This is a genomic window from Actinokineospora iranica (assembly GCF_900101685.1).
GTDB lineage: Bacteria > Actinomycetota > Actinomycetes > Mycobacteriales > Pseudonocardiaceae > Actinokineospora > Actinokineospora iranica.
Window position 1 is genome coordinate 230,136 of sequence record NZ_FMZZ01000009.1, and the last position, 25,816, is coordinate 255,951.

The 25,816-nt window shown below is 69.9% G+C and carries 25 protein-coding genes and 1 tRNA gene; 12 read left to right on the forward strand and 14 right to left on the reverse strand.

Annotated elements, in window-relative coordinates; genetic code table 11:
- The first annotated feature begins 15 nt into the window (after positions 1 to 15).
- Both BLS56_RS19625 and BLS56_RS19630 read left to right on the forward strand, forming a co-directional pair.
- Complete coding sequence (locus tag BLS56_RS19625) at positions 16 to 1,224, forward strand: hypothetical protein (protein ID WP_091452960.1); 1,209 nt, start codon at positions 16 to 18, stop codon at positions 1,222 to 1,224.
- An 11-nt stretch (positions 1,225 to 1,235) separates the two neighbouring features.
- On the forward strand, positions 1,236 to 1,502 hold the full coding sequence (locus BLS56_RS19630; protein ID WP_091452963.1) for a hypothetical protein: 267 nt from the start codon (positions 1,236 to 1,238) through the stop codon (positions 1,500 to 1,502).
- On the opposite strand, the gene BLS56_RS19635 is transcribed toward BLS56_RS19630, so the two are convergent.
- From BLS56_RS19635 to BLS56_RS19665, 7 genes are all read right to left on the reverse strand, one after another.
- The gene (locus BLS56_RS19635; protein ID WP_091452965.1) at positions 1,485 to 3,590 is read right to left on the reverse strand and encodes a tetratricopeptide repeat protein; all 2,106 of its coding nucleotides are present in this window, start codon (positions 3,588 to 3,590) and stop codon (positions 1,485 to 1,487) included. The genes BLS56_RS19630 and BLS56_RS19635 overlap by 18 nt on opposite strands.
- Before the next feature lie 228 nt (positions 3,591 to 3,818).
- Positions 3,819 to 4,688 (reverse strand): MFS transporter, encoded by an 870-nt coding sequence (locus BLS56_RS19640; protein ID WP_228771770.1) that lies wholly within the window; start codon positions 4,686 to 4,688, stop codon positions 3,819 to 3,821.
- Between the two features lie 200 nt (positions 4,689 to 4,888).
- Positions 4,889 to 6,049, reverse strand: a complete 1,161-nt coding sequence (locus tag BLS56_RS19645) for a hypothetical protein (RefSeq protein WP_091452967.1) — start codon at positions 6,047 to 6,049, stop codon at positions 4,889 to 4,891.
- Complete coding sequence (locus BLS56_RS19650) at positions 6,046 to 8,052, reverse strand: hypothetical protein (RefSeq protein ID WP_091452969.1); 2,007 nt, start codon at positions 8,050 to 8,052, stop codon at positions 6,046 to 6,048. Before BLS56_RS19650 ends, BLS56_RS19645 begins: the two co-directional genes overlap by 4 nt.
- Positions 8,049 to 8,966, reverse strand: a complete 918-nt coding sequence (locus tag BLS56_RS19655; protein WP_091452972.1) for a hypothetical protein — start codon at positions 8,964 to 8,966, stop codon at positions 8,049 to 8,051. Before BLS56_RS19655 ends, BLS56_RS19650 begins: the two co-directional genes overlap by 4 nt.
- Before the next feature lie 112 nt (positions 8,967 to 9,078).
- Entirely contained in the window at positions 9,079 to 9,753 is a 675-nt protein-coding gene (locus BLS56_RS19660; RefSeq protein WP_228771771.1) for a Crp/Fnr family transcriptional regulator, read from the reverse strand.
- Positions 9,754 to 10,002: 249 nt separating this feature from the next.
- Positions 10,003 to 10,078: transfer RNA gene (locus BLS56_RS19665), tRNA-Arg, on the reverse strand.
- Between the two features lie 150 nt (positions 10,079 to 10,228).
- Here BLS56_RS19665 and BLS56_RS19670 point away from each other — a divergent pair.
- Together BLS56_RS19670 and BLS56_RS19675 are read left to right on the forward strand one after the other, a co-directional pair.
- A complete protein-coding gene (locus tag BLS56_RS19670; protein ID WP_228771772.1) occupies positions 10,229 to 11,140 on the forward strand; it encodes an ABC transporter ATP-binding protein in 912 nt (303 codons plus the stop codon).
- 20 nt (positions 11,141 to 11,160) lie between these two features.
- The gene (locus BLS56_RS19675) at positions 11,161 to 12,345 is read left to right on the forward strand and encodes an ABC transporter permease (protein ID WP_091452977.1); all 1,185 of its coding nucleotides are present in this window, start codon (positions 11,161 to 11,163) and stop codon (positions 12,343 to 12,345) included.
- Between the two features lie 7 nt (positions 12,346 to 12,352).
- Here BLS56_RS19675 and BLS56_RS19680 read toward each other — a convergent pair whose 3' ends face one another.
- On the reverse strand, positions 12,353 to 15,520 hold the full coding sequence (locus tag BLS56_RS19680) for a penicillin acylase family protein (protein WP_228771773.1): 3,168 nt from the start codon (positions 15,518 to 15,520) through the stop codon (positions 12,353 to 12,355).
- A gap of 283 nt (positions 15,521 to 15,803) precedes the next feature.
- Here BLS56_RS19680 and BLS56_RS19685 point away from each other — a divergent pair, with 283 nt between their 5' ends.
- Positions 15,804 to 16,451, forward strand: a complete 648-nt coding sequence (locus tag BLS56_RS19685) for a response regulator (RefSeq protein WP_091452980.1) — start codon at positions 15,804 to 15,806, stop codon at positions 16,449 to 16,451.
- A gap of 11 nt (positions 16,452 to 16,462) precedes the next feature.
- On the opposite strand, the gene BLS56_RS19690 is transcribed toward BLS56_RS19685, so the two are convergent.
- The 5 genes from BLS56_RS19690 to rpmB form a co-directional block, all read right to left on the reverse strand.
- A complete protein-coding gene (locus BLS56_RS19690; protein ID WP_091452981.1) occupies positions 16,463 to 17,935 on the reverse strand; it encodes a GGDEF domain-containing protein in 1,473 nt (490 codons plus the stop codon).
- A gap of 156 nt (positions 17,936 to 18,091) precedes the next feature.
- Positions 18,092 to 18,331 (reverse strand): 30S ribosomal protein S18, encoded by a 240-nt coding sequence (rpsR, locus tag BLS56_RS19695; protein ID WP_091452984.1) that lies wholly within the window; start codon positions 18,329 to 18,331, stop codon positions 18,092 to 18,094.
- A 9-nt stretch (positions 18,332 to 18,340) separates the two neighbouring features.
- On the reverse strand, positions 18,341 to 18,646 hold the full coding sequence (rpsN, locus tag BLS56_RS19700; protein ID WP_091452989.1) for a 30S ribosomal protein S14: 306 nt from the start codon (positions 18,644 to 18,646) through the stop codon (positions 18,341 to 18,343).
- A complete protein-coding gene (gene rpmG, locus BLS56_RS19705; RefSeq protein ID WP_091452991.1) occupies positions 18,646 to 18,810 on the reverse strand; it encodes a 50S ribosomal protein L33 in 165 nt (54 codons plus the stop codon). Before rpmG ends, rpsN begins: the two co-directional genes overlap by 1 nt.
- On the reverse strand, positions 18,810 to 19,046 hold the full coding sequence (gene rpmB / locus BLS56_RS19710; RefSeq protein ID WP_091452993.1) for a 50S ribosomal protein L28: 237 nt from the start codon (positions 19,044 to 19,046) through the stop codon (positions 18,810 to 18,812). The genes rpmG and rpmB overlap by 1 nt, the downstream gene beginning before the upstream one ends.
- Positions 19,047 to 19,145: 99 nt before the next feature.
- On the opposite strand from rpmB, the gene mrf reads away from it, so the two are divergent.
- The 3 genes from mrf to rpmF are packed head-to-tail and all read left to right on the forward strand — an operon-like array spanning position 19,146 to position 20,802.
- On the forward strand, positions 19,146 to 20,384 hold the full coding sequence (mrf, locus tag BLS56_RS19715; RefSeq protein WP_228771774.1) for a ribosome hibernation factor-recruiting GTPase MRF: 1,239 nt from the start codon (positions 19,146 to 19,148) through the stop codon (positions 20,382 to 20,384).
- Positions 20,381 to 20,641, forward strand: a complete 261-nt coding sequence (locus BLS56_RS19720) for a type B 50S ribosomal protein L31 (protein ID WP_091452996.1) — start codon at positions 20,381 to 20,383, stop codon at positions 20,639 to 20,641. The genes mrf and BLS56_RS19720 overlap by 4 nt, the downstream gene beginning before the upstream one ends.
- Positions 20,641 to 20,802, forward strand: coding sequence for a 50S ribosomal protein L32 (gene rpmF / locus BLS56_RS19725; protein ID WP_091452998.1), 162 nt, complete (start codon positions 20,641 to 20,643; stop codon positions 20,800 to 20,802). Before BLS56_RS19720 ends, rpmF begins: the two co-directional genes overlap by 1 nt.
- An 11-nt stretch (positions 20,803 to 20,813) precedes the next feature.
- On the opposite strand, the gene BLS56_RS19730 is transcribed toward rpmF, so the two are convergent.
- The gene (locus tag BLS56_RS19730; protein WP_091453000.1) at positions 20,814 to 21,494 is read right to left on the reverse strand and encodes a histidine phosphatase family protein; all 681 of its coding nucleotides are present in this window, start codon (positions 21,492 to 21,494) and stop codon (positions 20,814 to 20,816) included.
- 116 nt (positions 21,495 to 21,610) lie between these two features.
- On the opposite strand from BLS56_RS19730, the gene BLS56_RS19735 reads away from it, so the two are divergent.
- The 4 genes from BLS56_RS19735 to BLS56_RS19750 all read left to right on the forward strand — a co-directional run bounded on the left by BLS56_RS19735 (position 21,611) and on the right by BLS56_RS19750 (position 25,788).
- The gene (locus tag BLS56_RS19735) at positions 21,611 to 22,453 is read left to right on the forward strand and encodes a 3-hydroxyacyl-CoA dehydrogenase family protein (protein WP_091453003.1); all 843 of its coding nucleotides are present in this window, start codon (positions 21,611 to 21,613) and stop codon (positions 22,451 to 22,453) included.
- 104 nt (positions 22,454 to 22,557) lie between these two features.
- On the forward strand, positions 22,558 to 23,589 hold the full coding sequence (locus tag BLS56_RS19740; protein ID WP_407640536.1) for a GNAT family N-acetyltransferase: 1,032 nt from the start codon (positions 22,558 to 22,560) through the stop codon (positions 23,587 to 23,589).
- Positions 23,590 to 23,677: 88 nt separating this feature from the next.
- Entirely contained in the window at positions 23,678 to 24,382 is a 705-nt protein-coding gene (locus BLS56_RS19745) for a response regulator transcription factor (RefSeq protein WP_091453008.1), read from the forward strand.
- Complete coding sequence (locus tag BLS56_RS19750) at positions 24,382 to 25,788, forward strand: HAMP domain-containing sensor histidine kinase (protein WP_175482933.1); 1,407 nt, start codon at positions 24,382 to 24,384, stop codon at positions 25,786 to 25,788. The genes BLS56_RS19745 and BLS56_RS19750 overlap by 1 nt, the downstream gene beginning before the upstream one ends.
- Positions 25,789 to 25,816: the final 28 nt, after the last annotated feature.

Below are 25,816 nucleotides of genomic sequence, written 5' to 3' on the forward strand. Positions count from 1 at the left end.
GACGGGGGAGGGGAGATGCAGGCGACCGCATGGACACGGGGGCCGGTGGGAATCGACATGATCGGCCGGGTCACGCGAAACGGCTGCAAGACGGTGCTTGTCCTGGTGCCGACCATGACCGCGGGCACCCGGCTGCTGGACCTGCTGCCGGTGCTCGACGGCGACCACCGGGTTCAGGTGGTGTTCACCATGCCCTCATCGGAGGACGTGTGGCATGGCCTCGACGGTTTTGTGCGCGATCTCGGCGCGCTCGTCCTGCCGTGGGACCAAGCACGGCGGCACAATTGGGATCTGGTGCTGAGCGCCAGCCACGATTGCATAGAGCATGTGCACGGAAAACTGCTGTTGCTTCCGCATGGCGCGGGTGCGGGAAAGAGCCGCAAGCGCACTCGCACGGTCACCGGCGGGGTGTTGCCGACGACCGGGCTGGACCGGCAGCTGCTCACCCGCCGTGGCCAGGTGATTCCCGCGACAATCGCGCTTCCCACCGAAGCCGACCAGGCACTCCTGCGGCGAACCTGCGCGGAGGCCGTGCCGAGGTCGCTGGTCGTCGGTGACATCTGCCTCGACAGGATCATGGCCAGTGTCGTGCACCGCTCCCGTTACCGGGCCGCCCTGGGGGTGGGTGACCAAGACGAGCTCATCACGATCAGTTCCACCTGGTCGCCGGAATCGGTCTTCGGCAAGCACATCGAACTCTACGAACGACTCGTCGTCGAAGCCGCGCACGCCCAGACGAAAGTCGCCGCGGTGCTCCACCCGAACATCTGGGCGGTGCATGGCCGCTGGCAGGTGCGTTCGTGGCTGGCCCGCGCGACAGCCCGAGGGCTGCTGGTCATTCCACCGGAACGGGGTTGGCAGGCGACAGTCATCGCCAGTGACATCGTGATCGGAGACCATGGCTCGACTAGCGCTTACGCGGGCGCGCTCGGCGGCAGAATGTGTCTGGCGGCTTTCCCCGACCACAACATCCGGGCGGGCAGCGTGGGGCACACGCTGGGCCGTTTCGCGCCTCGGCTCGATCCGGACGCCCCGCTTCGCCCGCAATTGGACCGTGTTCGGGCACGTCCCGGTTCCACGCGGCTCCGCGAAGCCATCTCCGCTCGTCCGGGGATGTCCCACCGCCTGCTGCGAACCGCGATGTACCGGCTGCTTGACATTCCCGAGCCCCCGTGGCCCGTATTTGTCACCTCTGCCCCTATCCCCATTCCGCTCGACTGGTGAGAGGATTGGCCATGCCGACCATGTCGATGACGATCAGTGTGCGGACGGTGGGTGTGTACTTCGTGTCCTGGCGCGGATCGGACGAGTGGCTTCCGCCAGGTGACGTGCTCATCGCGGATATCGGCCGCGCGGAAAAACACTGGCTCGACAATGCTGACGTCTTGGTCTCGTCGGTGGAGGAACAAGACATGACCGGGGCCGTCATCCGGGCAGCTCTGTCCTATGTGGTGCGACTGTGCCCGCTGGCGTCCCGCTTTGTCTCAGCCGCGGACGCGTGACCGCATGAGTTCGGCTTTGGGGTCTTCGACAAGGTCGTAGAGCGTGGCGGCTTGGTCCCACCACCGCACGGCCGACTCCTGGTCGCCTGCCAGGGCCGAGACGTCGCCGAGGGCGGCGGCGATCTCGGCCTGGTAGTAGGCCGAGCCGAACTCCCGCATGGCCTCGAAGGCGTCCCGCAGCACACGTTCGGCCTGCGGCAGGCGCCCGGCACGCGAATGCGCGGCGCCCAGCATCGTCACGGCGCGAGCGTGCTGGGTGGGGTCGCCGAGCACGGCCATCGCCTCGGCGACCGCCGAGAACTCTGTAACCGCGTCGTCATAGCGGCCGAGAGCGAGGAGCACCTCGCCGATCCGCCGCCTGCACAGCGCGACCCCGCGATCGCGGCCAAGCCGCTGGTGCAGATCTCTGGCCTGACTGAAGAAATCCAGCGCCGCGTGCGGGTCGTCGTCGAGGACGGCGAGTCCCAACTGCTCCAATGCCGTGGCCTCCGCCCGCGGGTCCTGGGCGGTGCGGGCCAGATCACGGGCGATCGCGATCTGTTCGACGGCCTCGGTCCGGCGGCCGATCTTGGTCAGGGCGTAACCCAACTGAATGCGGATCAGCGCTTCGGCTCGTCGGTCACCGCAGTGCCGCGCGCTGGCGACCCCCACCCGCTGCATGTCGATCCATTCCCCGTAGCGGCGAGTGTGCAAGAAATATCCCCAGAGGGTTTCGCAGAACTGCCAGACCACGTCGTCCCAACCGCGGCTCGCCGCGCTCTCCAAAGCCGCTCGCAGGTTTGCCCGTTCACGGGTCAGCCAGCCGAGCGCGGCCGCGGTGTCGGTGAACGCCGAGCCATCGGCGGTCTGGTACACCGGCGCCAGCCGCGGCCGTCGCGGGTGGACCACAGTGTCCGCCGCGGCGGCGCGATCGAGGTACCAGTCGGTCATGCGGCGTTGCAAGACCTGGCCGTTGTCCGAATCGAGATGGCGGGCGTGCAGTCGCACAAGGTCGTGCAGGGCGAACCGGTCCTCTCCGGTCTCGGTCAGCAGACTCGCCTCGACCAAGCCGTCGAGTGCCTTGACGACCCGTCCCTCCGGCCAGTCCAGCGCGGCGGCCAGCACCTGCCCGCCGAACTCTCGCCCCGGATGCCACGCGCACAGGCGGTAAACCGCTTCCTCGTCATCAAGCAGCGCCGCCAGCGACATGTCCAACACCACTTCCACGGAGGTCTCTGTGTCCAGCGTCAGCCCTGCCAGGCGGTCGCCTTCGCCGCTGAGATCGCCCGCTTCCCGGGCGAACGTGCGCCGTGCCCGGCTGGCCAGCCGGGCTGCCACCACCGACAGCGCCAGCGGCAGGCCGCCGCAGAAACTCGCCACGCGGACCGCGTCCTCCGACTCGGCCCCTACCCGGTCGTCGCCCACCAGCGCGCGCAACAGGCGAAGGGAGTCGCTGTGATCCAACGGGTCGACATCCAGCCAGCGCGCCCCGTCGAGCGCCAACCCGGAGAGGCGTGACCGGCTGGTCACCACGACCACGCTGCCCTGCCCGGCGGGCAGCAGCGGCCGCACCTGCGACGCGGACACCGCGTTGTCCAGCAACACCAGAATCTGCCGGTGAGCGGTCACCGACCGGTACAACGCGTACCGCCGCTGGGTTTCCAGCGGAATCCGTTCCGCGGCGACCCCGAGAGAGAGCAAGAACCACTCCAAAACCTCCGACGCCGTCACCGGTTCGCCCGAACCAGGGTCGCTCAGATTCACGAACAGCCTGCCGTCATCGAACCGAGGGGCGAGTTCGTGCATCCAGCGCAGTGCCAGCGACGTCTTCCCGACCCCGGCGACCCCGCGGATCACGATGGGGGCCACGCCCCGGGTTCTCGGTTCGCTGAGCCCGTCGAGCAGCGCCAGTTCCCGCTCACGGGCGACGAACGCCGTGGGCGCGGGAGGAAGCTGCGAAGGCGTCACGTCCTGGGCGGCCGGGGCGCCGTGAAAGTGGACCGCGCCCACACTGGCGGTCTGGACAACCTGTCCGGAAACCTGGCCGTGAATGGCGTTGCGGAACGACGCCTCCCCGTCCTCGGTCCGCGGCCAGGCCATGACGCTCATCCTCCTAAGAGTCGGCGTACTTCCTCTGTCTAATCGCTGGACATCACATTTATGTGACAGACACGATTAGCCACTCGACCGGAGTACGCGTTTCCGAGCAGGCTTCGCCCTGATCACGCTGGGTGACTGGCGCTTCCTGAGGTTTCCTGGGCCATTGTGGCCGAGCGGCGGGCGGCTTTGTGGCTAACGTGTCGAGAACCTCGCCGAAGGACGCGGGAGGATACCGGGTCAAGTCATTCTCGGCGCGCCGCCGGGGCCTTTGCCAGCAGCCGCATCGCGACCGCGCCCGCGAGTGGGCCCGGGGCGAGCAGCAGGAACGCGTGCCGCCAGCCGACGGCGTCGGCGAGCAGGGGGACCAGCTGGATGCTGACGACGGTGAGGGCGAAGCCGAGCGGCCAGCAGGAACGTCGGGACCCACGTCCACAGGGCGTAGAGCTCCCACATGTGGCCGAAGTAGCCGAGGTTGGCCAGCCGGGGGCCGCGCTCGGTGAACATGGTCAGCGCGTACCGGGGGTTCGGGGGCGGTGCGCCGGTCGCCAGTTGGGGGCCGGGGCGGACGACGGCCGCGGCCACCACCGCGCCGAGCCCGCCCAGGCAGGCCGCGGCCACGAGCACGCCCCGCCACGGGAGCGGGCCGATCCCGCTGACCAGGTGCGGCAGCGCCGAGCCCAGGGTGAGCGCCCCCACGAGCAGCCCCAGCGCCCGCCCCCGCACGGCCCGCGCGGACCAGGACGCCATCAGCTTCATCCCGACCGGATAGACCCCGGCGAGACAGACCCCGGTGAGTAACCGCAGCGGCACCGCCCCCGCCATCCCGTCGACAACCCCGGCGAGCAGCAGCGTGCACACCGCCCCGGCGCCCGCGCTCACCGCGAGCAGGCGGTGCGGCCGCACCCGGTCGGCGAGGTTGAGGGCCGCCGACCCCACCGCCCCCACGGCGAACCCGATCTGCACGGACCCGGTCAGCCACACCGCCGCGCCCGCGCTGATACCCCACTCCTGGCGCAGGCTCGGCACCACGGCCGACACGGAGAACCACACCGCCAACCCCAGCACCTGCACCACCGCGACAGCGGCCCGCTGCCCCCGCGCGGTCACCGCCGCCGCCGCGGCTGTTCTCGACGCTTCGGAGCCCGATGTCCATATCGGACACCACTTCGCCTTCTGCCACGCGCGTGACGATAGGGGCTGGCATCGGCGGGGATAAGAGTGTGTGCATCCTCGGCCTGGCGGGCCGCGGTGGTGTGCCAACGTCACCGGACGCCGCGACGGGCGCGGCGTCCGGCGGTGAGTCCTTTTCAGAGGTCCGGCCGGTCGGGGTCCGCGTCTGGCTGCGGAGGTTCGGCGGGCGTCTCCCGCGCCGAGCCGGTGTCGAGGTCTGGGATCACTTCGTTCAGAGGTTCGACGGGGGAGTCCGCCTGCTTTCGGTCGGGACACAGTTGGTCGGCGATGTCGTGCCGGTCATGTTTGCGGATCAGCTCGGCGAGCTGATCCAGGAACAGGTCTCGCTGACCGGACTCGGTTTGCGGGAACATCTCCTCGACCAGCGCCAAGCCGGGCTTGACCGGGGGTTCCGGCGCAGCGGGAACGGACCAGAGGTGATCTTCTTCGGCAAGGACACTGACCGGGGACGGCTCCAGCTCCAGCCTTCGCGACAGTGCGGGCACGCTGTCGTCATTGGCCGCCGCGGTCAGCTGGGAGATCGTGTCGATCATGTCCACGGTCTCGATGACCTTGTGGTGGTCCTGCGCGAGACGCCAGACCACGGCGCTCCCGGTGGACTTGAGCACGTCGTTGCCGAGATAGTCGCGCTTGCTGATCTCGAAGCGGCGTTCGTGTTCCCAGACGAGTTCTTCCTTGCGCAGCGCGGCCAATTTCGCCAGCCGTTCGGCATCGTCCTTGTCGAGGGTGAGGGTGACCTGTTCCGCCCATCCGACCAGCGCGCCGCTCACATCCGGCCTGGGTGTGCTCATCTCGGCCGCGATCTCGTGCTGGAGCAACAGCGGATTGACGGGCTGGCGGGCGGCGGTGACGGCGCAGATCCGTTCCAGCACCATGCGCTTGACCACGGCAGCGGGATCACCGATCGGGTGGCGGCCGTTGTGGGTGTACGCCCAGCGCACGGTGGCCGAAACGATGAACGGGTAATCGGGTTCCGCGCTCGGCACGGGCACCCCCGTGAGCTTGTCCTCCCAACGGACTTCCTCGGGGGCAGGCTGGGGTTCGGGTAGCGGCTGTGGCACTTCGTCCATCCGGAACTGGGCGGACCGCAACTCGCGTTCCCCGGCCTCCAGGATGTGGTGCACCTTGACCGCCGCCGCGAACAGCGCCACCGCGCCCAGGACCATGGTCGTGACGACGATCCAGGTGGCGGGCTCGAACAGCAGTTGCACCAGCAGCGGCACCAGCACCGCGGCGGCCGCCAGTGCCCCGATGCGGAGTTTGTCGTTGTCGTTCATCGTCCGGTTTCCTCCGGTCGGGCTTCGGGTGAAAGGAAAGTCAGGTCAAGGGCACGATCGACCGCGGTCCTGAGGTCGTTGACCACGCGTTCCGCGTCTTCTGCTGGTGTCGCCGCCGCCTGCCAGCGGCGGCCGATGCCGTAGAGGTACCCCAGCAGCGCGGGGTCCGGCGCGGCGGCGTCGACCAGGATTCGGCGCAGCACAGGGTTTTTGGCGCTTAGCCACCGTGTGACCAGCTCGGGTGTCCAGTCGAGCGGGTCGGCCAGGATCAGTCGCCAGCACGTGGTGAGCTGTCTGCGAACCTGGGAATGGCCGAGGACGGCACGCACTCGGAGCAGGAGTTCCGGAGCGGCCAGGCCTGCGAAGAGCAGGCGGTCCGGTGCGGGGAAGTGGTCGCTGTCCTCGGTGGGGCACAGGCGATACAAGATCCTTCGCCAGAAGTGCGCCACGCCCGCGAGCCGCAGCAGCGCGTTCGCCGCGGCCGACCGGACTTCCTCGTCGCCGTGTCCGGCGAGGTGGCGCAGGCGCACGACCGCCTGGTCGGCGAAGGTCGGCGCGATGACGGTTTCGCACAGCGGCACCATGATGCGGGCCAGCGGGGTAGCCGTCGACGGGTTCTTCGCCCAGTCGTAGAACTGGCGGCGGAACTCCTGGCCCCGCTGCTCGTGTGTGAGTCCAAAATGGAGCAGGATCTCCGCGAGGATGCGGTAGTTGTCGCGGTTCTTGGCGCGCAGGTTCTCCCGAGTCCATTGGTGGACCAGCAGGACGATGTGCTCCTTCTCGCCGACGGCGAGCGCCTGCTCGGCGAACCGCTCGACAATCTGGCGCTTGTGCGGGCCCGTCACCTTCTGCGAAGCCACGACGCTGGCGACCCAGTTGCGAAACGCGGTCCGCAGGCCAGGCATCGACGTCCAGAAGTAGGTCCTGAGCGCGGCGTCCAGACCGAGTTCGGCGATCCGCACTCCGTGGGCGTCGACTTTGAGCCTCAGGTCGTCAAGGCGCTGCGTGAAGTCCTTCTCGTCCAGCGAGTGCGAGCCGGAATGGGGGTACTTCGCCACGGTCAGCAGGCGTGCTTCGCTGTCGAAGACCTCGTCCACCGAGGCGCCGTCCAGCATCGCCGCGGTGAACAGCAGAGCCTTGTCGCGACCGTCGCGCAGGGCGGTCACCCGGTTGCGCGCGGCGCCCCGCTGGTCGGCGAGCGCGTTCAGCGCGTCCGCCAGCCAGTTTCCGGGTTCGGCGCTCAGCGCTCGGTCGCGGGCCGCGCGCACCTGATCGGCGAGTTCGGCGATCTCGCTCATGCGCCCGCTGTGCAGGTAGTGCGCCAGCCCGGGGGTGAACCAAGCCTTGTCCGGCAGCGCGATGCCCTCGACTTCGAGGTGACGGCGCAGGACCGCTGCCCGTTCGGGGCACCCGATTGTCAGCACCCGCCCGAAGTCGGTCCCCCACGCCCTCTGCTGATCTGCGGACACCACGACAACGAGGTAAGCCCGCTGTTCGACCTCGGCGCGGAATATCTCGACCGCGTTCTTGATGTCGCTCAGCTGGCTATGCCCGTAGCCGGTGAGATCCAGCAGCAGGCGTTCTTGTTCCTGAATCGTGCGCGGGTCAGGGTCGAGTTGCCCTTCGGTGACCGTCAGCTCCTGGAAGGAACTGACGTCGCCTTGCCCCGAGCGGTGCAGGAGCATGAGTCCTGCGGCGAGCCGCCCGCTTCCCGGCTGTCCCGAGATCACCACTGTTCCCGGGTTCCGCAGCCGCTCCTGCGCTTGCGCGAAACCGGGGCCGGAGGGGGGCACGAACCGCTTGTCGAGGAGTTCCAGCCGGTTCGCGCTCACGGGCCTGCGCGGGGGCACCCGCTCGGCGAGCCGGTCGAGTGCGTCCAGGCCGATGTGAATGTCGCCGCGCCAGACCCGACCATGCGATCCGGTCAAGTTGACGTTGTTGTCGCCGTTGATATCACCCGTGCCGCCCTGGCGGGGTGAAAATGAATCTGGCTCGTCAATCACTTCTTGTCCTTGGGCCGCCGCCGGGCGCCGCTGAAGTGGTGATCACCGATGTGCACAGTGCCTTGCGCTCCGGTCAGTGTGATGTTGCCATTGCCGTTGATGTCTCCGGTGCCACCCTGCCTGTTGGTCTCGTTGTAGGTGTGTGCCTGCACCACATTGCCGTGCACATCGCGCATCCTGTTCACTTGACCGCCCTTCGCGGTGTCATCCGGCGGCGCCGCGGTGGTGTCGGTTTCCGGGCGGGCGGTGTGGAAACCGTTCACGAGCAGGTCTCCTGACGGAGCGGGCACCCGCAGGTACGCCGTTCCCTCGTAGCTCTTCACCTCGACTGGCGCGCGGACATAGAGGTCCGGGTCCTCTCCGGTGAATCCGGGCTGGACGGCGTCCGCGAAGACCCGCGCGGAGACGATCGCGGCCACGCAGGTCGTCGGGCTTGACCTCGTCAGCAGGTCGCGGACCGGCGGGGCGTCGATGAGCCGATGCGCCTCGATCCGCGCCACCCCACTTCCCTCGCTGAGGGCTTTCGCCTCGGAACTGGTCATCGGACCCACGTGGACGGTGACCCGCATCCGGATGGGCTGCCGCTGGTCGGTGTCCATGGCAACCTTGTTGCGATAGGCCAGTTCTTCTTGAAGCGCGGGCAGGAACGGGTTGAGCAGGAACGGCAGCACCGCGGGGCGGAAACCCGCCACGTATCCGTCGCCGGTGCCGAACTCGAACCGGGCCTCATCCCAGTGGTCCGCCAATCCCGCGCGGCGGAACGCCTGTCGAAGGATTCCCGGAATAGCCTCGGTCACCCGGGCGTGGTCCCGGCCTTTGATGCCGCTGAAGTCCTTCACATCCACGATCAGAATGGCCGTGTAGGGCGGCAGTTCAGCGGGCACGCGCAGCGCGGGACCACTCTCCAATGCCATAGTTCTCTCCCTTGTTTTTCAGGTATGGCCTTGATCGGCACGACCAGGGTTGCGGAGACCCACGACAGAAACTGTCCGCCGTCGGACAGTCCGGGCAGTGACGCCGGTCACTTCACAGTCGAAGCCCGGCGTGGATAGTCAGTTCGGCCAGATCCCGGACGACTACCCGGGGACCGGGTCCCAGCGCGCCACTGTCGCGCAGCACCGCCAACTGCTCGCTGACGGTGCTGCGCACGACCCCCAGCGCTTCGGCGATCTTCTCTTGCGACAACGGGATTCTCATCCGGTGCGGATCGGCGGGGTCGGTGAGCGACACCAACTCGATCAGCAGGCGCGCGATCCGCTGACGCGCGCTGAGGTGCACAAGCTGGACCTGGAAGGGCACGGTCTCGGAGAGCTTCGCCACCAGGTAGTCCTGCAGGCTTCCGACGTGCCCCCGCTGTTCGAGGAATCGGCGGAAGCCTGCCGCCGACAACCGCGCGACCGCGCAGTCGTCGATGGCCACCACCGTCGCCGTGCGTCCGGTCACCGGCCTCGCCAGTTCACCCACGAGATCACCGGGCCCGCGCAGGGCGGTCAGCAGGCCGGCGCCATCGGCATTTCCCGCGACGACCTTCACCCGCCCCGCGACCAAGGCGAGCACATCCGTGCCAGGATCGCCCTGCCGGATCAGCGTGGCGCCCCGGGAGAACCCCTGCCGCACCCCGGCGTCCAGCAAGTCCAGCCACGGCCCAGTCCCAACAAGCGCGTGAAATCCACGCAGCCGAAGCGGAGGCACATCGATCACGACTGATTCATACCGGCAAGACCCCCGGCGGACCGGGCTGATCGGGTCCGGCTAACCCGAAAGAAGCAGTAGCCGCGGTGTCGACCGGGGCTGTGCGCCTGCCGACCGGCTCTGGCTGCACCTGAGTGTGCTCGACCTGAACCGCGCAGGCCCGACTCGCGCTGCCCCAGCGACGGCCCCACCGGGGCGGGTGGCTGCCCAGTGGGCGGCCCTGCGATCTTGATCTGACCAGTTTCCGCTGGTCAGAGCTGGTGCCCCCGGCAGGATTCGAACCTGCGACACACGGTTTAGGAAACCGATGCTCTATCCCCTGAGCTACGAGGGCGGGCGAGGACACAGCTTACCGGGTGGTCCTGTGGGTTGATGTGGGGCCATGGGGGTGGGTGCTCCACTAGGGGAGATTCCGGATGGCCGTTCGGGCGGTGGGCGGCAGGATTGGCTTCACCGTGGACGGGTGTGTGAGGGGAGACCGAGGGTGGCACAGGGGCGGTTGGAGATCGATGGGGTCTCCAAGCGGTATGGGGATGTCGTGGCTTTGCGGGAGATGACCTTCGAGGTGGGGGCCGGGGAGCTGTTCGGGTTCGTCGGGTCCAATGGGGCGGGGAAGACCACGACGATGCGGATCGCGTTGGGGGTGTTGGCCGCTGACCGGGGGGAGGTTCGGTGGGCGGGGGAGCCGATCACGTTGGCGACGCGGCGGCATATCGGGTATATGCCGGAGGAGCGGGGGCTTTATCCGAAGATGAAGGTGGGCGAGCAGTTGGTCTACCTGGCGCGGCTGCATGGGCTGAAGGCCGACGCCGCGAGGCGGTCGGTGGCCGAGTGGACGGAGCGGCTGGGGGTCGCGGGGCGGCGGGATGACGAGGTGCAGAAGCTGAGCCTGGGCAACCAACAGCGGGTGCAGCTTGCCGCCGCGCTGGTGCACAACCCGGCGATTCTGGTGTTGGACGAGCCGTTTTCCGGGTTGGACCCGGTGGCGGTCGACGTGATGAGCGAAGTGCTGCTGGACAAGGCCACCGACGGGGTGCCGGTCGTGTTTTCCAGTCACCAGTTGGATTTGGTCGAGCGGCTCTGCCATCGGGTCGGGATTGTCCGAAGTGGGCAGATGGTGGCTTGTGACACCGTGGACGCGTTGCGCGCTGGGGGAACGGTGCGGCTCGTGGTGGAGGCGCCGCTGGCGCCGCCGGGGTGGGCGGCGGATATTCCGGGGGTGACGGTGACCGAGCAGGTGGGGGCGCGGACCGTCCTCGAACTCGGTGACGGGGCCGACGACCAGGCCGTGCTGCGCGCGGCGCTCGACACCGGGCCGGTGACGGAGTTCTCCCGGCGGCGGCAGTCGCTGACCGAGCTGTTCCGCAACGTGGTCTCGCAGGAGGTGGCGGCGTGAACGCATCGCCGGATGTCCGGATGGGGAACTGGGAAGCCGTCGGGCTGGTGGCGGGCCGTGAGGTCGGCACCCGGCTCAAGTCGAAGGCGTTCCTGGTCACCACGGCGGCGACTTTGCTGCTGCTTATCGGGTTCACGCTGTTCATGAAGACCGTGAGCGGCGGCTCCGACGCCACCGTCGGCGTCACCCCGGCCGCCGCGGCGTTGCAGGCGCCGCTCAAGGGCGCCGGGTCGGCCATCGGGCAGGACATCGACACCCGCGCCGTCGCCGACGAGGCCGCGGGCCGCGCCCAGGTGGACGACGGGACGCTCGACGCGCTGCTTGTGGGGGACGGGTCGAGCATCGTCGTGGTGGTCAAGAAGGACATCGACGACCCGTTGCGCAACGCGCTCAACGTGCTGGCCGGGCAGTTGGCGCTCAACCAGCAGATCGTCGGGCTCGGCGGCGACCCGGTCGCGGTGGGGCAGGCCGTTTCCGGGGCCAAGGCCGAGGTGCGGCCGCTGGAGCCGCCGTTCGACTACAACGGCCAGCAACTGGTCATCGGGATGATCGCGGGCGTGCTGATCTACATGTCGCTGCTGATCAACGGCCAGTCCGTCGCGCAGGGCGTGGTGGAGGAGAAGTCCAGCCGGGTCGTGGAACTGCTGCTGGCCACGATCCGGCCGTGGCAGCTCATGGCGGGCAAGGTGCTCGGCATCGGCGTGGTCGGTTTGGCGCAGATGGTCGTGATCGGCGGTGGCGGCGTCGTCGCGGGCCTGGCCACGGGGGTGTTGACGATCTCGGTGTCGGCCGCTGTGGGCACCGTGGTGTGGCTCGTCGTGTGGTTCCTGCTCGGCTTCTTCGCGTACTCGCTGGTGTTCGCCGCGCTCGGCGCGCTGGTCTCGCGGCAGGAGGACGTGGGCGGGGTGATCACGCCGCCGCTGATGTTCGTGATCCTCGGCTATGTCGTCGGCATCTCCGTCCTGCCCAACGACCCGGGGAACCACCTGGTCGAGGTGCTGTCGATCGTGCCGCTGTTCGCGCCGACGCTCATGCCGATGCGGCTGGCCATGGGCGGTGTCCCGGCGTGGGAGGCGGGCTTGGCGGTGGTGCTCATGGTGGCGCTGATCCCGGCGCTGGTCTGGCTTTCCGGCCGGATCTACCGCAACGCGGTCATGCGCAGCGGCGGGCGGGTGAAGCTGAGCGACGCCCTGCGCGCGGCGTGACCCCGGCTCACTTCGCGTAGACCTCGAACTCGTAAAGCGAGTAGCCGTACGGGGTCGCCCGCGAAACGCCCTGCATACGCACGTACCGGGCGTCGGTCGGGGCGAACACGGCCATGTCCCGGCCGCCGTCGCCGGTGGCCGTCGACCACACGTCCCGCCAGGACGCGCCGTCGGTCGAGACCTGGATGCGGTAACCGGTGGCGTGGGCCGATTCCCAGCTCAGCACGGCCCGCGCCACCGGCCGCACCGAGCCGAGATCCGTGGTGAGCCACTGGTTGTCGCTCCAGTCGCTGGCCCAGCGGGTCTTGTGGTCGCGGTCGACGGCGTTGCGCGGCGGCGCCGGGAACAGCCCGCGCTCGTGGCTGGACGCCGTGGCGGCGCCGCTCAGGTTCGCCACGGTGTCGCCACGGCGCGCCGGGAACTCCACGACCTGTTGGAACGTCGGCCGGTTCTGGAAGCTGATCGGGTTCTGCGTGACGCCGCCGAGGGGGTTGTGAATGACCGCGTCGGCGCACCACTGGTCGCCCGCGGCGCAGCTTGCGTCGCCGGGGTAGACCTGTTCCTTCGGGGTGGCCGCGGCCTGCTTGAGCGTGTCGAGCAGGATTTGCCCGCACCGACCCAGGTCGCCGTCGCCGCAGAACCGTTTGCCCAGCGGGGCCTGGACTTCGTCGCCGAGGACGGCGCGCAAGTCCTTGTGCACGAAGCCCCACCAGCCGCTCTGGAACGACGAGCCCTGGTGGGCGTTGCCGTTCGACGGCGTCTCGTCGATCTTGAGCTTGCGCGTCATCGCCGTGTAGGCCGCCGCGCCCAGGCCGGGCTCGAACTCGGCGCGCACCAGCAGCGGCCACCACGCGTCCAGGGTCTTGATCGCGTTGGCGTGCGCGTAGGTCTTGCTGCCCCGCGCGGTTTCGGTGCGCAGCCCGCCCGCGGCGAGCCACTGCTTCAGCTCGCCCACCGCGGGGTCGCCGTCGCCGATGACCCGCAGCACCAGCGGCAGCACCCGTTCCGCGCGCAGGTCGACCAGGGCGGCCTCGGCCATGGCCTGGGTGAGATTCACCCGGTCCACCTTGATTCCGCGCTGGATCAGCGACTTCACCCGCGCGTCGAGCAGGTCGCCGCGGTGCACCGCCTGCCGGTCCAGCCCCGCCGCCGCGGTTCCCGGGGCCTGGTTGTTGTTCCACGAGATCAGGTAGTCCTGGTTGACGACGTTCGGGTGCTGCTCGTACGGGGTGTAGGCGGCCCGGTTCGTGTCCGGGTCCCAGTCCACCCAGTCGAAGCCCGCGTTGGCGCGCACCGGCATCCCCGGGTCCACTGTGGACTGGCGGACCGGGTTGGCTCCGGAGTTGTAGTAGGCGATGTCCTTCGCGTCGGCGTAGAACCAGTTGAACGTGTAGGTCACGTGCGACGCTGCGCGCTGGAAGTCGGCGGCCGAGCGGATGGCGTCCGGGTCGTTGAACTCCTGGAACCCGATCACCGAGTCCAGTTCGTGCAGGTAGGTCGAGCGCAGCCGGGTGTAGGCGACCGGCTTGCCGCCGATGGTGGCGCGGTGGGTGACCGGGCCGTACTTCGTCCGGTACGACCGCAGTGTGTACGAGCCCGGCGGCGCCGTGCTGCCGATCGAGGAAACCCAGGAGTTCTTCCGCTCCACCACATCCATCGGCACGCACTGTCCACGCAGGATGTAGTGGTCGCTGTCCTTGGTGGCCGGGCCGCCGCCGGGCGCGCACAGGTCCACCGCGTAGGTGTCGATGACGTCCTGGCCTGAGCTGGTGGCGCTCCACGCGTAGTCCTGGCCGCGGCCGAGCAGGACGTAGAAGCTGATGCCCGCGAACGACGCGCCGCGCGCGCTGATGCCCGGCCCCTGGAGTTCCTGCAGCATCAGCAGTTGCGGGGCGAAGTAGCCGGTCTGCGGGCCGAACACCGCGACCGGGTTGCCGCTCGCGGTGTGCGCGCCGGAGACCAGCAGGGCGTTGGACATGCCGTGCTTGTTCTCCAGCAGGTCGCCTGGGAGCACGCCGTCGTCCAGGATGCCCTTGGCCGCGTCGAGGCCGGTTGTCGCACTGGTTGCCGCCGCTGACTCGGTGCGGTCGAACACGAGTGGCTGCGCGGTCACCGAGTCCTTGTCCGGCAACGCCTCGCCCTGCGGGTTCGCCGGGCGCTTGGCGTAGGGGAATGTCTGTCCATTGTGGATAGTGTGAATGTGCTCCGGGTCGTCCTCGCCGCGCATACTCTGCCAGACCCGCTCGCCCTCCACGACCCCGTAACGCTCCTGCAGCGCCAGCTTGGCGATCGCCGACTGGACCTCGCCGCCGCCACCGCCGCCGAACTGGGAGCCGATGAGCGAGGCGATGACCGCCAGGTCGGTCAGCTTGAACGGCTCGATGCGGCCCGCGTTGGTCACCGCGTCGACGTGCCCGAGCAGCACGTACTCGCCCGGGAAGAAGCGGCCGCGGTGCGCCTCGGCGATGTAGGCGTTGATGCCGTCGAGGTAGGAGCGCGCGTCGGCGATGGCGACCTGCCCGCGCGGGCTCGCCGCCGCGGCCTCGTCCACCTGGCGCTGCAAGTCGGCCTCGGTGTACGGGGCGTCGGCGAAGAAGCCCTGTTCGAGCCGCTGGTTGGCCGCCGCACCCCCGGCGAACGGGGTGAGTTGGCCACGGCCGACGCGGCGCAGCACGTCCATCAGGAACAGCCGGTCCTGCGCGGCGGCGTATCCCGCGCCGAAGGTCGTGCCGCCGCGGGTGGTCCCGTAGATGTGCGGGGTGCCGGTCGCCTTGTCCCGGATGATCGTCACGTCCGCGCGCGGCTTCTTCGTGCTCTCGACCTGGTCGGGCGGCACGCCGAACGAGGCGTCGTTGAAGTAGGCGTTGATCTTGTCGGTGGTCAGTCCGCCGTAGCCCTTGGCCAGCGCGTCGTACTTGCCGATCTGGTCGTCGAAGTGCTTCGGGCGGGTCCCCAGGGTCCGGTGGGCGAGGATCTCGGCCAGGGTCGCGCTGCCGTTCTGGCCGGGCGGCAGGATGTCGGCGCACTGCCCGAGGCAGTAGTCGCCCTCGGCGAACCCGGCCGCGCGCTGCGGCAGGGTGTCCCCGGCCGCCTGCTCGTGGCCAGCGGTCACGAGCCCGGCGACCACGGCCAGGGCCGCCATCGCGCCGATCAGGTGCCGAGCGCGTCCTGCCATGCCGGGGCTCCTCTCGCGAACTGAGACCCGCGACACGTTACCGGTGCGTCACTCTGTTGCGAAAGAGCTTCGGGTTTGCGTCTCTCCGGTTAGCCGCAGGTGGCAAAGCAGTGTCGGAAAACCGGCGGGTTCTGACAAAAAGCCGAGGTCAGGCCGCATCGGTGGGTAGAATTAACGGCATACAGCCGGTAAACGTGATGGCTTGACCCCAGCTCAGATGGGTGAGAGAAAGAGCCGTCGGGTCACCGCCATCCGGGACCGCGGACGCCAGTCGGGAGGCGTTGTGATCAAGGTGATGCTCGCGGACGACGAACACCTCGTCCGGTCGGGTCTGCGCACGATTCTGTCCAGCGCAGGCGACATTGAGGTCGTCGCCGAGTGCGACGACGGCCTGCACGTGGCCGAGACGGCCCGCAGGCACCGCCCGCACGTCGTCCTCCTGGATATCCGGATGGGCTCGGTGGACGGCATCTTCGCCCTGCGCGGGCTCATGGCCCTGCCCGAGCGTCCCGCCGTGTCCATGCTCACCACCTTCGACGTGGACGAGTACGTGCAAGAGGCGCTGCGCGTCGGCGCCAACGGCTTCCTGCTCAAGGACACCGACCCCGCCCAACTGGTCAAGGCCGTCCGCGACCTCGCCCGCGGCGGCGCCGTCCTGGACCCGATGGTCGCCGCCCGCCTCGTGACGGCCGTCGCCGACGGCGCCCGCGCCGCCGAACCCGCCCGCAGGCTGCTCTCGTCGCTGTCCGGGCGGGAGTTGGAGGTGGTCGGCCTGGTCGGGCAGGGCCTGTCGAACGCCGAGATCGGCCAAGCCCTGCACCTTTCCGAGGCCACGGTAAAGGGCTACGTCTCCGCTGTCCTGGGCAAGATCGGCGCCGCGAACCGCGTCCAAGCCGCTCTAGTGGCTTACCGCGGGGGTCTTATCGCCTGACACTCGGGGGCTCACGCCGCGGCGTGGACCTCGACCCGGTTGCGGCCGCGGCGTTTGGCTCGGTAGAGGGCGGCGTCGGCGTTGGCGAAGAGGCGTTCGAGAGTGTCGGGACCGGTGGCGACACCGATGCTTACCGTGGGCCGTTGGCTCGTGCCGAGTACCGCTGTCCAGTCGTGGCGGTCTACCGCTGCGCGGATGCGTTCGGCGACGGTGACGCCGACCGGGTTGTTGTCTTCCGGGCTGTCGGTAAGCAGGACGACGAACTCGTCTCCGGCCCAGCGGGCGATCACGTCGTCGGCGCGGCATTCGGCGCGCACCAGTTGGGCGATCTCGCGCAGCGCGGCGTCGCCAGCGGCGTGGCCCGCCGCGTCGTTGACGCCCTTGAACCAGTCGACGTCGATCAGGACCAGCCACGGGGCGCGGTGCGCGGCGACCGCGCGGGCGAGCAGGCCGGGGGCGGTGCTCTCCAGGCCGAGGCGGTTGGCCAGGCCGGTCAGCGGGTCGCGGGCGGCGGCCTCCTGCGCTGCCGTCGCCAGCCGTTGCGCGCGGATCGCCAACCGGCGCTGCTCCAACGCCTGCCCAAGCCCCTCTTGCAGAGTCTCCATGGCGGTCCGCCGGGCGGAGACGTTGAGCCGCAGGGCTTGCGCCTCGCCCGCGGTGTCCCCGCTTTCCCGGCAGATGTCGGCGAGGTCTTGCGAGTACCGCTGTAAGAGTGAGATGTCGCTGGTGCGCTCGGCGTCCTCGACCGCGGCCCGGCCGTAGGCGATCGCCTCGGCAGGCGCCCCCTGCTTGCGCCGGATCGTGGACAGCACCCAGTAGCCGACTGAGGTCGCCCACCGGTTTCCCTCGGGTTTGGCCAGTTCCAGGGTCTCGCGCGCGATGCGCTCGGCGCGGTCGAGTTCGCCGATCCCGGCCAGCGACGCGCCGTACGCGGCGAGCAGGGCCAAGTGCATCCGGCCGTCGGAGACCAGGCTCAGCCCTTCCTCCAGCAGGGGGATGGCCTCGCGGAAAGTCTCATCGGCCTCGTCCGGCGGCTGCTCGCACGCGCGGAAGTTCAGTGTCCCACCGAGACCTTGCAGTGAATGCGCCAAAATCTCCACGTCGTCACCCGTTCGGGCGACGTCTACCGCGATCCGGCCTATCTCCAAAGACGCGCGTCGGTAACCGATTCCCTCAAGCAGGTAACCCAATCTGCCTAATGTGTCGGCGGCGGACGAGCCGTGCGGCTGCTCCGCGTCGATGTCGCTCCAGCCCTCGGCGGCGAGTTCGAGGGCGAGCGGGATGCGCCGCAGCCGCCAGGCCGCGACCGCGCGGCGGGTCAGAATCGCCGCGCGGGCCCAGGGATCGAGGCCCGGGGGCACTTTGGACAGCAGTTGGTCGAACAGGGAGTTGGCCTCGTCCCGGCGGCCCGCGTCGATCAGCAGCCGGACTTCGCGGTCGGCGCGCAGCGCCTCGGTCGCGGCTGCTTGGTCGTCCTGCCCCACACCGTCCTCGACTTGTCCTCGCCGAACGGCTGACAAGCGCGTTCGTGGCCTGCGACACAGTGCGGCAAGGCTACAAGGGAGCTTGGTCGTGACCCGATCGGAGTATCGAGTTTCGCCTGCTCGGGCGGTCTTCGCCGACCGCCCGAGCACGGCGGGTCAGGATTTGGCGGGGCCCGGATAGGGCAGCAGCGCCATCTCGCGGGCGTTCTTGATCGCCACCGCGACCTGCTTCTGCTGCTGGGGCGTCAGCCCCGACACCCGCCGGGCGCGGATCTTGCCCCGGTCGGAGATGAACTTGCGCAGCAGCTGGGCGTCTTTCCAGTCCACTGTGGAGATCCCGGCCGCGAGCAGCGGGTTCGGCTTCTTCTTGCCAGGGCGGCGTTCTGGTTTCGCCATCGGTTTCTCCTACCAGCTCGACTTGCTGACGCCGGGAAGCTCGCCGCGGTGCGCCATCTCGCGCAAACGCACCCGCGACAGGCCAAACGCGCGCAGGTAAGCGCGGGGCCTGCCGTCCACCGAGTCCCGGTTGCGAATCCGAACGGGACTCGCGTCGCGGGGAAGCTTTTGCAGCGCGATCCGGGCCGCCTCGCGCTGTTCCTCGGTGGACTTCGGCGAGCGCGCCGCCTCCTTGAGAGCGGCGCGGCGCTCGGCGTAGCGGGCGACGATCACCTTGCGTTGCTCGTTCTTGGCTATCTTGGACTTCTTGGCCATCAGCGGTCTTCCTTGAACTCGACGTGGCGGCGGACCACGGGGTCGAACTTGCGCAGCACCAGGCGGTCCGGGTCGTTGCGGCGGTTCTTGCGGGTGACGTAGGTGAACCCGGTGCCCGCCGTGGAGCGGAGTTTGACGATCGGCCGAAGCTCGTTGCGCGCCATCAGATCCGCTGTCCTTCCGCGCGCAGTCGGGCCACGACGGCCTCGATGCCCCGCTTGTCGATGGTCTTGATCCCCTTGGCCGACACCCGCAGCGTGACGTGCCGGTTCTCCGACGGCAGCCAGTAGCGCCGCCGCTGCACATTGGGGTTCCAGCGGCGGGACGTGCGCCGGTTGGAGTGCGACACCTGCTTGCCGAAGCCGGGTTGGCGCCCGGTGACCTGACAGATCGCGGACACGCGACCTCCCTGAATATGGGACTCGTTTTCATTATGGACGCCGGTCAGGGTAGCGTCATGGTCGACCAGATGGAAATCGTTGTCGATAGGAGTCCGCCAGTGTCGAACGACCGGCGCGTCCGGCTGGTGCTCGCCTCGGGGCTGCGCAGGGAGGCCACCGAGGCGCTCGCGGACCGGTTCGCCGGGCCGAGCACCGCCGTCGTGCACCACGACCTGCGCGAAGTCGCCGACGGCGTGGTCCGCAGGCGGCTGCGGGTTGGCGCGCGAGACACCACCGTCGTGCTCGACCTCGCCCACGGCTGCGTCTCCTGCACGCTGCGCGAAGACCTGCTGCCGCTGGTGCGCAAGCTGATCGCCACCCCGGCCGTCGAGCGGATCGTGCTGCACCTCGACCCGATGGTCGAGCCGGAGCCGGTCTGCTGGGCGCTGCACCACGCGCTGGTCGGCGAGCACACCATCACCGACCTCGCCGACATCGAGGCCGTCGTGACCGTGCTCGATGAGCGGACCTGGCTGGACGACGCCACCGGCGACGTCCAGCTCGCCGAGCACGTCCCCGGCGTGCCTTCCGAGGACGACCGGACCCTGGCCCAGGTCGCGGTCGGGCAGGTGGAGTTCGCCGACGCCGTGGTGCTCGACGGCCGCGCGGACGCCTGGCTCGGCGCCCGCACCGCGGCGGTGCTCGACCGCCTCACCCCCGGCGCGCCCCGCGCTTACCTCGACACTCTTGAACAGCCCGAACTCGGTCTGGACGCACTGCTTGCCGCGGTCCCGGAGAACGCCCGACGCGGCGAGGTAACCGACGCGCACGGCCCCCTCTTGCGCGGCCAGCCCCCGCTCGACGCGGACTGCGGCGTCACGCTCACCGTGTTCCGCGACCGCCGCCCGTTCCATCCCGAGCGCCTGCACGCCGCCATCGACGTGCTGCTCGACGGGGTCGTGCGCAGCCGTGGCCGGGTGTGGGTGGCGAGCCAGCCCGACGTGGCGCTGTGGCTGGAGTCCTCCGGCGGCGGCCTGCGCGTCGGCCACGCGGGCGTCTGGCTGGCCGCGGTGGACGACGAGTCGTGGGACCGGGCCGACGCCGACCGCCGCGCCAAGGCCGCCTTCGACTGGGACCCGCGCTTCGGCGACCGCGTGCAGGAACTGGTCGTCATCGCCCACCGGGCCGACCCGGAGGACATCGTCGCCGCGCTGCGTTCTGCCCTGCTGACCGACGCCGAAATGGCCGACGAGGACGCCTGGCCGCACTACCCCGACCCGTTCGGCGCCTGGCACGCCGACCCCTGCGCCGAAACCGCGGACCTCGGCGTTCCGACCACGCGAAAGGAAGAGTCATGAAGCCCGGAATCCACCCCGACTACCACCCGGTGGTCTTCCAAGACCAGTCCACCGGTAAGTCGTTCCTCACCCGCTCTACCGCCACCTCTGCAAACACGATCGAGTGGGAGGACGGCAACACCTACCCGCTGATCGTCGTCGACGTCACCTCCGACTCGCACCCGTTCTGGACCGGCAACCAGCGGGTCATGGACACCGCTGGCCGCGTCGAGAAGTTCAACCGCCGCTACGGCAACCGCGTGCGGGGTGGTCGCTGATGGCCGTCCCCAAGCGCAAGACCTCGCGCAGCAACACCCGCCACCGCCGGTCGCAGTGGAAGGCGGCCGTGCCCGACCTGGTTCCGGTCACCGCGCTCGACGGCCGCAAGCTGATGGTTCCCCGGCGGCTGGTCGAGGCCTACCGGCGGGGTTTGCTCTAAGCCTGTCTTCGCTAAGAGCAGTCAGGCAGCCGGGAGCTGGACTGATCAATAGGGACTTGGATGGCGCCGTCCGGCGACTCCCGCCACTGGGAGAACGGGCGGTCCAGCGTCCAGCGCCCGGCCGCGTAGGTGAGCACGCGGTGGTCGCAGTGCGGCGGGTTCGACAGCGACTCGAACAGCTCGATGCTCCAGGCGAACATCCGCCTGCACAGCAGCCGCATCGTGAGCCCGTGCGAGACCACCAGCGCGGTGTCCGGGTGGCCGGGGTCGTTCTCGACGCGCTGCTCAAGCTCGGTGAGGAAACTGGCCACCCGGTCGTCCACGTCCGCGCCGGACTCGCCGTGCGCGAGCCGGTAGAAGAAGTGGCCGAACTCGTGCCGCTTCTGCTTCTGCACTTCCTGCTCTACCGGGTCTTGCAGGTTCCCCCAGTCCTGTTCGCGCAGCCGGGGCTCTTGCACTTGCCGTTCGACGGTTAGTCCGAGCAGACCGAAGGTCCGGATAGCGCGCACATACGGGCTGATGTAAGCCGCCACCGGCTCGTCGCCCAGCAGGTCACGCAGGCGCGCGCCCTCCGCGCGCGCCTGCTCTTCCCCGCGCTCGGTCAGCGGCAACGCGTGGTCGGGGATGCGGCAGTAGGCCAGCTCATCGATGTTGCCGAGGCTTTCCGCGTGCCGCAGGAGGATGATCCGCACGCCCCCATCGTGCCCGCCCGGGCACCGGCTGATCGGCGCCAGTGAGCCATCCCGCATTGCCGGGCCGCGCGCCGCCGCCGAAGCTGTCGGGGGCGAGACGACAACGGAGGCGAAGCGTGAGTGGAGTTCCCGGCACGGTCGCGGTGATCGGCGGCGGCACGATGGGCGCGGGCATCGCGCACGTTTTCCTGGCCGCCGGTAGTCAGGTCGTGCTGGCCGAGGCCGACGCCGAGCGGGCCGCGGCGGGCGCCAGGGCCGTTGAGTCGTCGCTGCGCAAGGCCGAGGACCGCGGCAAGCTCGCCGACGCCGCCGCGCTCGCGGCCCGGCTCAGCACCGCCGACAAGCTCGGCGACCTGCCCGCCGACACCGCGCTCGTCATCGAGGCCGTGCCGGAGAAGCTCGACCTCAAGCGCGCCGTCCTCGCCGAGGCCGCAGCCGCCTGCCCGGACGCGGTGCTGGCGTCGAACACCTCGTCGCTGTCGATCGGCGCGCTCGCCGTCGCGCTTCCCGGCGAGCGGGTGATCGGGATGCACTTCTTCAACCCGGTCCCGGTCCAGACGCTGGTCGAACTGGTGCACCACGCGGGCGTGTCCGCCGATGTCGTCGCCCGGGTGCGCGGCTGGGCCGAGGCGCTGGGCAAGACCGTGATCGAGGTCCGCGACTCGCCCGGGTTCGCCACCTCCCGGCTCGGCGTCGCCGTCGGCCTTGAGGCGATCCGGATGGTCGAGGAGGGCGTCGCGTCGCCCGAGGACATCGACACCGGGATGCGCCTGGGCTACGGCTGGCCGATGGGGCCGCTGCGGCTGACCGACCTGGTGGGCCTCGACGTCCGGCTGTCCATCGCCGACCATCTCGCGGCCGAGCTTGGCCCCCGCTTCACCCCGCCCCAGTTGCTGCGCGACAAGGTGGCCCGAGGCGAGTTGGGGCGCAAGAGCGGCCAGGGCTTCTTCACGTGGTGACTGTCCGCGCTTACCGCGATGAAGACAGGGAAGACATAGACCGGCTACGCCGCCTGGTGTTCCGTAGCTCTACCGGTGTCCTGTCAGGCGGCTGGCGCGGTCTGGTGGGCGAACTGGATCGCGAAACCGCCGGGTTCTTGCGCATCTGGGACTACCGGCAGTTCTTCGGCGGCGTCGCCGTCCCTACCGGCGGCGTGGCAAGCGTGGCGGTTTACCCGCACGCGCGCGGCCGGGGCGTCGCGGGCGCTCTGCTGTCCGAATCGCTGCGCGTGATGCGCGAAGCCGGCCAGGTCATCGCGGCGCTCTACCCGTACGTGCTGCCCCTCTACCGCCGCCACGGCTGGGAGCACGTCGGCACGGTCGAGTGGGCCACGGTGCCGCTGGTCAACCTCGCCGCGACTCCGCGCGCCCCGCTTCCGGTTCGCCCGGCGACGCCCGCGGACCTGCCCGACCTGCACGCCTGCTACCTGCGCACGGCGGCGACCGTCGACGGGATGCTCGACCGCGCCGAGCCCGGCTCCGACCACGCGTCGGTCTTCGGCGCCGACCTGGTCACCGTTGCCCCCGGCCCGGAAGGACTGCGCGGCTACCTCACCGCGGACAGGCCAGACGATGCCCGGCTGGTCGTCAAAGACCTCGTCGCCGACGACGTGGAAGCCGCCCACGTCCTCCTCCGCCAACTCGCGAGCTGGGCGGGCCTGCTCACCGAGGCCGAGGTCAGGGTCTTCGACGCGGCCCTGCTCGACCACCTCGTCCCCGGCGCGCTGACCCGCGGCGCCGAAGTCCACCGGTTCATGCTGCGCGTCGTGGACCTGCCTGCCGCCGTCGCCGCCCGCGGCTGGCCCGCCGTGGCGCACATGAAGCCATTCAGCGTCGACATCGAGGTCACCGACCCCACGGCCCCGTGGAACACCGGCCGCTGGCGCCTCGGCCACGACGGCTCGTCGGCGTTCTGCGAGCCCGGCGGCACGGGCGAGGTCCACCTGCACGCCCGAGCACTCGGCCCCTGGTTCGCCGGTTCCACTACCGCGCACTCGTTGCGCCGAGCCGGACTGCTCTCCGGTAGACCTACCGCCGCCCTCTTAGACGCGCTTACCGGAGCCCCTCACCCCGTCCGCCTGTCCAACACCTTCTGACCGCTGACAGCACCGCGACAGGCCTGCCAGCGCAAACTCCGGGGGACCTCTCAGGCGCGTCTCAGCAGCACAGTGAACACTGAGTCACATGCGCATCCTCGTAGTCGACGACGATCGGGCCGTGCGCGAGTCACTACGACGGTCGCTGCAGTTCAACGGCTACCAGGTAGACCTCGCCAGCGACGGCCAGCAGGCCCTGGAGTCCGTGCTCGGCGCCGAGCAGGCCAGCAGGCCGGACGCGATGGTCCTGGACGTCATGATGCCCAGGCTCGACGGGCTGGAGGTGTGCAGGCGGCTGCGCGGCGTCGGCGACGACCTGCCCATCCTGGTGCTCACCGCGCGCGACCTCGTCTCCGACCGGGTGGCCGGGCTCGACGCCGGGGCCGACGACTACCTGCCCAAGCCGTTCGCGCTGGAGGAGTTGCTGGCCCGCCTGCGCGCGCTGCTGCGGCGGGCGCAGCCCGAGCAGGCGGGGACGCAGGCGGCGGCGCTGCTGCGGTTCGCCGACCTGGAGATGGACCCAGCCACCCGCGAGGTCCGCAGGGGCGAGCGGCCGATCAGCCTCACCCGCACCGAGTTCGCCCTGCTTGAGCTGCTGCTGTCGCACCCCAAGCAGGTCCTCACCCGCGGCCGCATCCTCGAAGAGGTCTGGGGTTACGACTTCCCGACTTCCGGCAACGCGCTGGAGGTCTACGTCGGTTATCTGCGCCGCAAGACCGAGAGCGACGGCGAGCCCCGGTTGATCCACACCGTCCGCGGCGTCGGCTATGTCCTGCGGGAGACCCCACCCTGATGTCGCTGAGTCTCGACCGGGGGGCGCCCGCGCCCGGGGTCCCCCAGCGGTTCTCCCTCCGCTCCCGGATCACCCTGTTGGCCGCGATGTGCGTGGGCGGCGCGGTGGCGCTGGTGTCCCTGGGCGCCTACATCACCGTCTACCGGGGGCTCTACCAGCAGGTGGACGACAACCTGGTCGAGCGCGCCAACGCGCTGGTCAACAACACCCAGGTCATCGACGCCAGCCGCACGGAGATCCCGAGCTTCTTCCTCGAACTCTCCGACATCAAGTTCGACGTGATCAACCAGCGCGGCCAGTCGGCGTTCAACCGCCCGGTCGTGCGACCGCCGATCGGGGCGGACGAGCTGAAGGTGGCGGCCGGGGTCCGCACCGAGTCGTTCCGCACCGACCAGGCCACCGACACCCGGGTCTTAGCCCGCAACTACCCCTTCTTATCCGAAACCGCGCTCGTCTTGGCGCAGCCGTTGGAGTCGACTAAGAGCACGCTGGCCAAGCTCGCCGTCGTGCTGATCGTCATCGGCGGCTCGGGCATCATCGTCGCGGCCCTCGCGGGCACCGCCGTCGCCCGCGGCAGCCTCAGACCGGTGCAGCGGCTCACCGCCGCCACCGAACGAGTAACCCGGACGGGTGATCTTCGGCCGATTCCGGTGGCCGGGGACGACGAGCTGTCCCGGCTCACACACAGCTTCAACACCATGCTCGGCGCGGTGGCCGAATCCCAGGAGCGACAACGCAGACTCGTGGCCGACGCGGGCCACGAGCTGCGGACCCCGCTGACCTCGCTGCGCACCAACCTGGAGCTGCTGCTCGCCTCGGAGGCCCCCGGCGCGCCGACGCTGTCCGCGCAGGATCGCGGAGAGATCCAGGACGACCTGCGCGCCCAGCTGGACGAGTTGACCCAGCTCATCGGCGACCTGGTGGAACTGGCCAGGGAAGACGCCGCGCCTGCCGTGCAGGAGCACGTCGAGCTGGTCGAGGTGATCGAGCAGGCGCTCGACCGCGCCCGGCGGCGGGCCACCGGCGTGCACTTCGACGTCAAACTCCAGCCGTGGCACCTGGTGGGCCACGCCGCGTCGCTGGAACGGGCCGTGCTCAACCTGCTCGACAACGCGGTGAAGTTCAGCCCGCCCGGCGGCACGGTGCGCGTCGAGCTGCAACCGGCGGGCGACGGGTACGCGTTCCTGCAGGTGGCGGACGCCGGACCGGGCATCAGCGACGCGGACCTGCCGCACGTGTTCGACCGGTTCTACCGCTCGGAGGAAGCCCGCACGCTGCCCGGCTCCGGTCTCGGCCTGGCCATCGTCAAGCAGGCGGCGGAACGGCACGGCGGCTCGGTCTACGCCAGCCGGTCTGCCGACGGCGGGGCGCTGATGGCGATGCGACTGCCCGGCCGCCCAGGTTGACCCACGACCGCAACAGAATCCCCCGTTC

Bases quoted from the DNA above. Each gene is read 5' to 3' on its own strand.
- BLS56_RS19625 (WP_091452960.1), top strand. From the start codon at position 16: ATGCAGGCGACCGCATGGACACGGGGGCCGGTGGGAATCGACATGATC.
- BLS56_RS19630 (WP_091452963.1), top strand. From the start codon at position 1,236: ATGCCGACCATGTCGATGACGATCAGTGTGCGGACGGTGGGTGTGTAC.
- BLS56_RS19635 (WP_091452965.1), bottom strand. From the start codon at position 3,590: ATGAGCGTCATGGCCTGGCCGCGGACCGAGGACGGGGAGGCGTCGTTC.
- BLS56_RS19645 (WP_091452967.1), bottom strand. From the start codon at position 6,049: ATGAACGACAACGACAAACTCCGCATCGGGGCACTGGCGGCCGCCGCG.
- BLS56_RS19655 (WP_091452972.1), bottom strand. From the start codon at position 8,966: ATGGCATTGGAGAGTGGTCCCGCGCTGCGCGTGCCCGCTGAACTGCCG.
- BLS56_RS19675 (WP_091452977.1), top strand. From the start codon at position 11,161: ATGGGGAACTGGGAAGCCGTCGGGCTGGTGGCGGGCCGTGAGGTCGGC.
- BLS56_RS19680 (WP_228771773.1), bottom strand. From the start codon at position 15,520: ATGGCAGGACGCGCTCGGCACCTGATCGGCGCGATGGCGGCCCTGGCC.
- rpsR (WP_091452984.1), bottom strand. From the start codon at position 18,331: ATGGCGAAACCAGAACGCCGCCCTGGCAAGAAGAAGCCGAACCCGCTG.
- rpsN (WP_091452989.1), bottom strand. From the start codon at position 18,646: ATGGCCAAGAAGTCCAAGATAGCCAAGAACGAGCAACGCAAGGTGATC.
- rpmG (WP_091452991.1), bottom strand. From the start codon at position 18,810: ATGGCGCGCAACGAGCTTCGGCCGATCGTCAAACTCCGCTCCACGGCG.
- BLS56_RS19720 (WP_091452996.1), top strand. From the start codon at position 20,381: ATGAAGCCCGGAATCCACCCCGACTACCACCCGGTGGTCTTCCAAGAC.
- rpmF (WP_091452998.1), top strand. From the start codon at position 20,641: ATGGCCGTCCCCAAGCGCAAGACCTCGCGCAGCAACACCCGCCACCGC.
- BLS56_RS19745 (WP_091453008.1), top strand. From the start codon at position 23,678: ATGCGCATCCTCGTAGTCGACGACGATCGGGCCGTGCGCGAGTCACTA.
- BLS56_RS19750 (WP_175482933.1), top strand. From the start codon at position 24,382: ATGTCGCTGAGTCTCGACCGGGGGGCGCCCGCGCCCGGGGTCCCCCAG.